The organism is Pseudofrankia coriaricola, from assembly GCF_001854805.1.
Classification (GTDB): Bacteria; Actinomycetota; Actinomycetes; order Frankiales; family Frankiaceae; genus Pseudofrankia.
Genome location: NZ_MBLO01000205.1, coordinates 1 through 7,378 on the forward strand (window position 1 = coordinate 1; position 7,378 = coordinate 7,378).

At 74.1% G+C, this 7,378-nt stretch carries 6 protein-coding genes and 1 pseudogene; 3 read left to right on the plus strand and 4 right to left on the minus strand.

Annotated elements, in window-relative coordinates; translation table 11 throughout:
* Window positions 1-324: pseudogene (locus BCD48_RS22435) on the plus strand (methionine ABC transporter ATP-binding protein); the annotation flags it as partial.
* 51 nt (window positions 325-375) lie between these two features.
* Here the strand turns inward: BCD48_RS22435 and BCD48_RS22440 are convergent.
* From BCD48_RS22440 to BCD48_RS22455, 4 genes are read right to left on the minus strand one after another with little or no spacing between them, the layout of a single operon-like run.
* The gene (locus BCD48_RS22440; protein ID WP_071050369.1) at window positions 376-1,086 is read right to left on the minus strand and encodes a DUF4386 family protein; all 711 of its coding nucleotides are present in this window, start codon (window positions 1,084-1,086) and stop codon (window positions 376-378) included.
* Between the two features lie 27 nt (window positions 1,087-1,113).
* Window positions 1,114-2,646 (minus strand): multicopper oxidase family protein, encoded by a 1,533-nt coding sequence (locus BCD48_RS22445; RefSeq protein ID WP_071050370.1) that lies wholly within the window; start codon window positions 2,644-2,646, stop codon window positions 1,114-1,116.
* Window positions 2,643-3,164, minus strand: coding sequence for a hypothetical protein (locus tag BCD48_RS22450; protein ID WP_083419039.1), 522 nt, complete (start codon window positions 3,162-3,164; stop codon window positions 2,643-2,645). Before BCD48_RS22450 ends, BCD48_RS22445 begins: the two co-directional genes overlap by 4 nt.
* Window positions 3,161-3,892 carry a hypothetical protein gene (locus BCD48_RS22455; RefSeq protein ID WP_131804091.1) on the minus strand — a complete coding sequence of 244 codons (732 nt, stop codon included), beginning with the start codon at window positions 3,890-3,892 and terminating at the stop codon, window positions 3,161-3,163. Before BCD48_RS22455 ends, BCD48_RS22450 begins: the two co-directional genes overlap by 4 nt.
* Window positions 3,893-4,286: 394 nt before the next feature.
* On the opposite strand from BCD48_RS22455, the gene BCD48_RS22460 reads away from it, so the two are divergent.
* Together BCD48_RS22460 and BCD48_RS22465 are read left to right on the plus strand one after the other, a co-directional pair.
* Complete coding sequence (locus BCD48_RS22460) at window positions 4,287-6,476, plus strand: sensor histidine kinase (protein WP_071050372.1); 2,190 nt, start codon at window positions 4,287-4,289, stop codon at window positions 6,474-6,476.
* 91 nt (window positions 6,477-6,567) lie between these two features.
* Window positions 6,568-7,212 (plus strand): response regulator, encoded by a 645-nt coding sequence (locus BCD48_RS22465; protein ID WP_071050373.1) that lies wholly within the window; start codon window positions 6,568-6,570, stop codon window positions 7,210-7,212.
* Window positions 7,213-7,378: the final 166 nt, after the last annotated feature.

Below are 7,378 nucleotides of genomic sequence, written 5' to 3' on the forward strand. Positions count from 1 at the left end.
CACGGCCGGCTCGGCTTCGACGGCGACCTCGCCACCCTGCGCGACCGCCTCGGCGGCGAGCGGACGCTCATCGTCGACCTGGCCTCGCCGATGCCTCGGCTCGAGGTCGCCACGCCCGGCGCCCGCGTGGTCCGCGTCGAGGGCCCCCGGCAGTGGCTGGCCTTCCCCGCCGGGGCCAGCGCCGCCCCGCTCGTCGCCGAGGTCGCCGCCCGCTACCCCCTCGTCGACCTCGCGATCCGCGAACCCCCCATCGAGGACGTCATCACCCGCCTCTACACGACGGGCACCACGCCCGAGCCCGCGACGGAGGCCGCCGCGACCTGACGGCCCGGCACGGACGCGCGGATGGATGGATGGATGGACGGACGACCGTGCCTACGGTGCCGTGCGCCGACTCACCGAGACGCTCGGGCCGCGGCGCACCAGCAGCACACAGGTGATGAGCATCCAGAGCCACATCGCGAGGTACGGGAACGTCCACAGCACATCGGCACTCCAGACGAACCGGGCCAGCACCAGGAGGGCTCCGCTGACGATGCCGAGCCAGGCCAGCCAGCGCGGGAAGAGACCGGACGCGCGCGCGGCGAGCCCCGCGGCCAGGGCGAAGCCGCCCAGGGCGAGCCGGGCGTTGGCGAAGCCGAAGGTGCCCACGTCCCAGGCGTAGGCCGCCACGGTGGGGTCGATCACGTCGCCACGGTGGGCGGCCGCCTCGATGCTGGTGTTGACCAGGCCGAAGGCCACGGCGAGCACCCCCGACAGCTGTGCGACCGTCGAGCACCACGGCGGGTCGGGCTCGGCGCGGCGCAGGATCTGGCTCAGGCCGACGGCAAACCACAGGAACACCAGCAGGCTGATGGCGAACAAGGCGGACGCTGCCTGCAGCCAGGCGCCGTCGGCCTCGCGGAAGTAGCGGGCGGACTGCGCGACAGTGGCCACGGTCGGTGGTTCACCCTCGCCGATGACGATCACCGAGCCGAAGATCAGCACTATCGCGGCCAGGCCGACCGCGCCGGTGACGCGCTCCAGATGGGGCCACGTGCGGTCGAGAGTAGACAAGCGGTCGTGGGCAGACAGGTCCGTCGTCATCTGAGTCCTCCTCGGGTGGGGCGTCAGCTACCGGGTGCGGAAGGCGGCCATCATGGCCATGTCCTCGTGCTCGAGGTTGTGGCAGTGCAGGAGGTACCGGCCGGCATAGTCGGTGAAGCGCACGAGCACCTCGACGGTCTCGCTCGGGGAGACGTCGACGGTGTCCTTCCAGCCGAGGTCGTACGGGCCGGGTGCGCCGCCGCGCCGCGACAGCACCTGGAACGGGTTCAGGTGTGCGTGCACGGGGTGGTGCAGGTCGCTGGTGAACCGCCAGATCTCGACGTCGCCGAGGGTGACGTCGGCGTCGATGCGTGCGGGGTCGAAGGGCCGGTCGTTGATCAGCCAGCTCGGGTGCTCGCCGGTGGGTGCTCGGCGGAAGCGCCAGTCTCGGGTCCGCACGGCCTGGCTGCGCCGGAGGGGCTCGACGTGGCTGAGGCGTGCTGGGACGTGGCTGTCGTCGCTGGCACGTCCGGTGACGCGGAACAGCATGATCTGCGCGGTGGATCCGGCTCCCAGCGTGTTGTTCATGGTGACGGCGGTGCCGGGCGGGAAGGCGGCGAAGTCGACGACCACGTCGGCGCGTTCGCCCGGGGCCAGCAGGATGGTTGTCTGTTCGACGGGGTGGTCGAGCAGTCCGCCGTCGGATCCGATCTGGATGAACGGTGTCCGCGCCGGAGCGAGGCGGAGCTGGTAGCGGCGGGCGTTGGAGGCGTTGAGTAGCCGGAGGCGGTAGCGGGCGGCCGCCACCTCCAGTACCGGCCAGGGTGCGCCGTTGACGAGGATGACGTCGCCGAGCACGCCCTCCATGTAGGTGTCGGTCACGCCGCCGGTGGTGTGTAGTGCGTGGTCGGGCGTGGGGTAGCGGAAGGAGCCGTCGGCGTCGAAGGCCCGGTCGGTGATCATCAGGGGGATGTCGCGGTCGCCCCGCGGTAGTGGCAGGGCGGCCTCCTCGTCGTCGGTGACCAGGTGGAAGCCGGCCAGGCCGCGGTAGACCTGCGCGGCGGTGGAGTCCATGCGGTGGTCGTGGTACCAGAGCGTCGCGGCCCGCTGCCGCATCGGATAGGTGTAGTCGCGCTGGCCGGCGGTGACGGCGCCGCCGTGGGTGGCATGGGTCTGGTCGGACCAGCCGGCCGTGGGCAGGATGAGGTCGGTGGGGTGGCCGTCGCTGTCGGCCGGGGTGTGTCCGCCGTGCAGGTGGACGGCGACCGGTACGGCGAGCTGGTTGTGGTGGGTGACGACGGTTGGCCGGCCGCTGCGGCTGATGAGGGTGGGGCCGGGGAAGAGGCCGTCGTAGCCGAAGACCCGGGTGCGCAGCCCCGGCAGCAGCTCCAGGTCGGCTTCGCGTTGCACGATCTCGTAGAAGTCGGTGGTCGGGTCGGTGCGGACCGGCCGGGCCACCGGTGGCACCGGCAGCGGTACCGTGTGCGGCTTGGGTAGCCGGGCGCGGCTGCGTAGCAGCTCGCCGGTCTGGCCGCGGGGGTCGGACAGGGCGAGGCCGCCGAAGCTGACCACGCCGAGCGCGGACAGCCCGAACGCGCCGAGCACATGCCGCCGGTTCACCGGGCACCCTCCCGCTGGTCCCGACGCTGCCGCCGGGTCCGCGGTAGGGCGGCGTTGGCGCGGAACAGCCACACGGTGGTCAGGACCTGGCCGACGACGAGCGACACGCCCAGCGGCAGGTGGACCACGAGCAGCCGATCGAAGCCCACTCCGACCTGGACCTCGACGGCGAGTGCGATGGCAAGGCTTGCCCAGATCGGCCAGGCACGCCCCCGGCCCTTCCAGAAGAAGACAATCGCGCAGACCAGTTGGATCACATCGAGGCCGGTGACCACGCCCGCGTTCGCGTGGTGCAGGGCCAACGCGTCGACGTCGCCCTCCAGGTATTCCCCGGCGAAGACCGGCTGGAGGAGGAACGCGAGCGCGTGCAGCACCGCGGCGACGCGCAGCACCTGCAGCGTCGCGCGGGGGCCGGCCAGGGCCGGCACCGATGGGCTGGCGGCCTGCTCCGGGATGGTCTCCCCGGACCCGCTTCCGGGAAGACCGGACGTGCCCGCCACATCCGGTACGCGGGTCACGGCAGTCGGACCTCGCGCTCCGCCCCGCGCTTCGCGGTAGCTGGCCCCGCGGGAGCCGGGTCGGTGTACGTGGCGGCGCAGAGAATGAGTTGACCCACGGCCCAGACCGCCACGCCGCTCGGGAGGAGCTCGGACGAGGGGCTCATGACGAGCACCACCACCGAGCCGACGGCCGCGACCAGCGGGGCACGCCGGGGCCAGCCCGTCCAGCGCCCGGCCCGCGCCGTGGCCACCGCGAGCAGGAGGTAGCCGGTCAGCCCGAGCAGCATCGCCAGCGCGAACGTCGCGCTCACGAGGATGGCGCCGGTGTCGGCGACGCGGTCACCGCGGACCGGGATCGAGGCGAGCTCGGCGGCGGTGAACACCCCCAGCCCGCCGAGCACCAGGCCTCCGCCGACCCGCGCGTCCCGACCGGGACCGGCCGCGCCGCAGCGGACGAACCCCAGCACGCCGACGAGAACCAGCACGTGCAGCAGCGCGTAGACCGGCGAGACGACGAAGAGCGCCCTGCTCCAGAACGGGTAGCTGAACATCTTGGTCGATTCGTCCGACTCGGGCACTACGACCGTCTGCACGAAGACCGCGGCGGCCACGGTGGCCGCGGCGCCGACGATTCCCACCGTCGCCATCCGCCGCACCGGCCCGCCGTTCGAGCCGCTCGCGGATCCGCCGGCCGGCGGGTCCGCTCGGCCTCCTGTTGTCGTACTCAGGCCATTCGTCGTCGTCATCTCGCCCTCCGCAGGGACGCCGTTCGGAATTGGTTGGACGCGGCTCCCAGGTGGTGGCGCCCGCGTTCTGGGCGGTGAAGCTACGGCGACGGTGATATTCCGGGCATCGGCGCAGGCACGCATTTTCCGCGCGGTCCGGCGCGCGGCGGCGGTAAGTACCAGTACGCATCTGGGGCGAGTACCAATGCTGTTGGCGCCGCCCGGCGGCTCTGGGACGATGACGCGACCGCCGCGACGGTCGCTCCCAGTCCGGATCGGCCGTCTCCGGTGGGCCGGCCGTCGTCGGGACCGGGGCTGGCGGGCGACGGACGCCCGAACGCGCGGGACGGCCGCGTTCGGAGCGGGTGGGCCGGGCCGCGTGGGCACGGCGCGGCGAGCAGGCCGGGGAGGGGGCATGGTGCCGACGTCGGCGTTCCGCGGCCGGCTCCCGGCGGTCCTGTTCGGGCTGACGGTCGCCGCCGAGGTCGCCGCCTGCGTGTTGTCGTGGTCGCTCGAGTCGCGCTACGACACGGTGCTCTACGCGCTGTCCAACGCGACGTTCGCCGCGGCGGGGGCACTGATCGTCTTCCGTCACCCGCGCCACCTGGTCGGCTGGCTGTTCTGCGCTACGGCCCTACAGGACGCGCTGATGGCGGACGTCGCCCAGGGCTACGGGCTGCGGGCGGCGGCGCTCGGCTGGCCGGGCGGCCCGGTGGCCGAGTGGGTGACGACGACGAGCTGGGCGTTCGGCAGCCTGACCGGGCCCTCGATCTTCCTGTTCTTCCCCGACGGGCGCCTGCCCGGGCGCCGCTGGCGGTGGGTGCTGTGGGCCGGGGTCCTCGGAGCCGTGCTCGCCCTGCCGGGCTGGGGGCTCGGCCATATCTCCGACGGCGAGTTCGCCTCCGGGCGCAACCCGCTGGCCACGGACGCGGTCCCGACGGACCTCCTGTTCGCCGTCGGCTCCGCGCTGATCATCGGCGCGCTGGTTGCCTCCGTCGCCGCGCTCGGGGTGCGGCTGCGCGCCGCGCGCGGCGTTCTCCGGCAGCAGCTCAAGTGGTACACCTACGCGGCCGCGGTCGCCGGGGTGTTCCTGCCGGCGTCGCTGGTGCTGTGGAACGTGTGGCCGGGGGTTCGCATCCTGCCGGCGGTGGCGATGACGGCGCTCCCGGTCGCCGCGTGCGTCGCGATCCTGCGCTACCGGCTCTACGACATCGACGTCGTCATCAACCGCACCCTCGTCTACGGCACGATCACCGTCCTGCTGGCGGCGGCGTTCGCGGCGACGGTCCTCACCCTCGGCACGGTGCTCGGCCGCGGCTCCCCGGTGGCGACCGCGGGCGCCACGCTGGTCGTCGCGGTCGCGTTCCGGCCRCTACGCGSYCGGGTGCAGGCCGGCGTCGACCGTCGGTTCAACCGCGCCCGCTAYSACGCGCTGCGCCGGATGGCCGACTTCCTCGACGCGCTGCGCGCCGRCCGCGCCGCCCCCGAGCAGATCSGCGMCGTGCTGCGCGACCTGCTCGACGACCCGGACCTGGACCTGCTGTTCTTCCAGACGGAGAGCGCSGYCTACGTSGACGCCGACGGCGAGCCGGTCGCSGACGYSGACGCSGCCGCGGCCGGSCGGRCGCGGCTGCCGATCAGCCGCCGCGACGAGCCGGTCGCGCTGGTGCTGCACCGCCCGCGGCCCGACCCGCTGCCCCGGGACGTCGTCCAGGCGGGCGGGCTGGCGATCGAGATCGCCCGGCTGCGGGTCGAGCTGCGCCGCCAGCTCGCCGAGGTGCGCGACTCGCGGGCGCGCATCGTCGCAGCGGCCAACGAGGAACGCCGCCGGATCGAGCGGGACCTGCACGACGGCGCGCAGCAGCGGCTGGTGTCGATCGGGCTGGCGCTGCGGCACGCGCAGCACCAGCTCGGCGCCGGCGCCGCCGGGCCCGAGCCAGTGAGCCGCACCCTCGACGGTGCCGTCGCCCAGGTGGGCATCGCCATCGACGAGCTGCGCGAGCTCGCCCGCGGCCTGCCCCCGGCGCAGCTCGGCGGCGGCCTCACCCCCGCCTTCACCGAGCTCGCCCGCCAGTCCCCCGTCCCGGTCACGGTGCGCGTGAACCTGGCGCCCTCCGCCGCGGCGACGTCCGCGTCCACCGCGCCGCCGCCGACATCGGTGGTGCCGGCGGCGACCGCGACGATCCCGGCTCCCACCGCCGCGCCGGTGGCCGGGGCCACGATGGCCGCGGCCGACGGTGACGCAACGGGTCGGGCAGCGGGCGCCAGGCCTGCCGGCGCGGTCCGCGGGGGCGGACCAGAGGGCGCGGGCGGCGGGCGACTGGACCGCCGGGTCGAGGTCGCCGCCTACTTCGTCGGCAGCGAGGGGGTCACGAACGCCGTGAAGCACGCGAACGCCGGCCGGATCGAGCTGAGCGCCGAGGTCCGCGACGGCCGGCTCGTCGTCGCCGTGGCGGACGACGGTGTCGGCGGCGCCACGCCGGCAGGCGGGACGGGGCTGCGCGGGCTCGCCGAGCGGGTCGCCGCCCTCGGCGGGACCCTGCGGATCGCCAGCGGCCCGGGCACCGGCACCGTGCTCACCGCCGAGCTGCCATGCGGCTCGTGAGCCGTACCGCGCAGGCGGCTGCGGTGGCCGGACGCGAGGGCGCCCACCGCCTCGGGCGGCACCAGGCCAACGCCGGAGGGGTGGCACGCGCATGCGGGTGGTGATCGCCGAGGACCAGGTGCTGCTGCGCGAAGGGCTCGGCCGGCTGTTCGAGGACGCCGGGCACGAGATCGTCGCGTCCGTCGGCGACGCGGTCCGGCTGCTCGCCGCCGTCGACCAGCACCGTCCCGACCTCGCCGTCGTCGACGTCCGAATGCCGCCAACGTTCACCGACGAAGGCACCCGCGCGGCCGGCGAGATCAAGCGACGCCACCCCGCGGTCGGGGTGCTCGTGCTCTCACAGCACGTCGAGACCACGCACGCCGTCCAACTCGTCACCCTCGGCGGGTTCGGCTACCTGCTCAAGGACCGGGTCCTCGACGTGAGCGAGTTCCTCGCCGCAGCCGAACGGGTCGCCCGCGGCGGATCGGCGCTCGACCCGAAGGTGGTCGCAAGCCTGCTCGCCTCCCAGCGAACCGACGACCCGCTCACCGGGCTCACCGAGCGGGAACGTGAGGTCCTACGGCTGATGGCCGAGGGAATGACGAACGCCGGCATCGCGCGCCGCCTCGTGCTATCCGAGCGAACCGTCGAGGCGCACGTCCGCCACGTCCTGATCAAACTCGACGTCCCCGAGCACACCGACGCCCACCGCCGGGTCCTGGCCGTCCTCACCCACCTCTCCCTGTCCGCGTGAACGGCTGGCCGCCATCGAGGTCGTGCAGCACTGGGGCCGGCCTGGCACAGCGTCTGGGGGTGGTGTTCGGTCAGCGTTCGACGCTGTGGTGGGACCTGCCGCTGCGTGACAGCTTCGAGCTGGTCCGCCATCTCTACCGGGTGCCGTCCGGCCAGTTCCGCGCGAA

What these genes read in the sequence shown, in the direction of transcription:
- BCD48_RS22440 (WP_071050369.1), bottom strand. Translation starts at nt 1,086, where the DNA reads ATGACGACGGACCTGTCTGCCCACGACCGCTTGTCTACTCTCGACCGC.
- BCD48_RS22455 (WP_131804091.1), bottom strand. Translation starts at nt 3,892, where the DNA reads ATGACGACGACGAATGGCCTGAGTACGACAACAGGAGGCCGAGCGGAC.
- BCD48_RS22465 (WP_071050373.1), top strand. Translation starts at nt 6,568, where the DNA reads ATGCGGGTGGTGATCGCCGAGGACCAGGTGCTGCTGCGCGAAGGGCTC.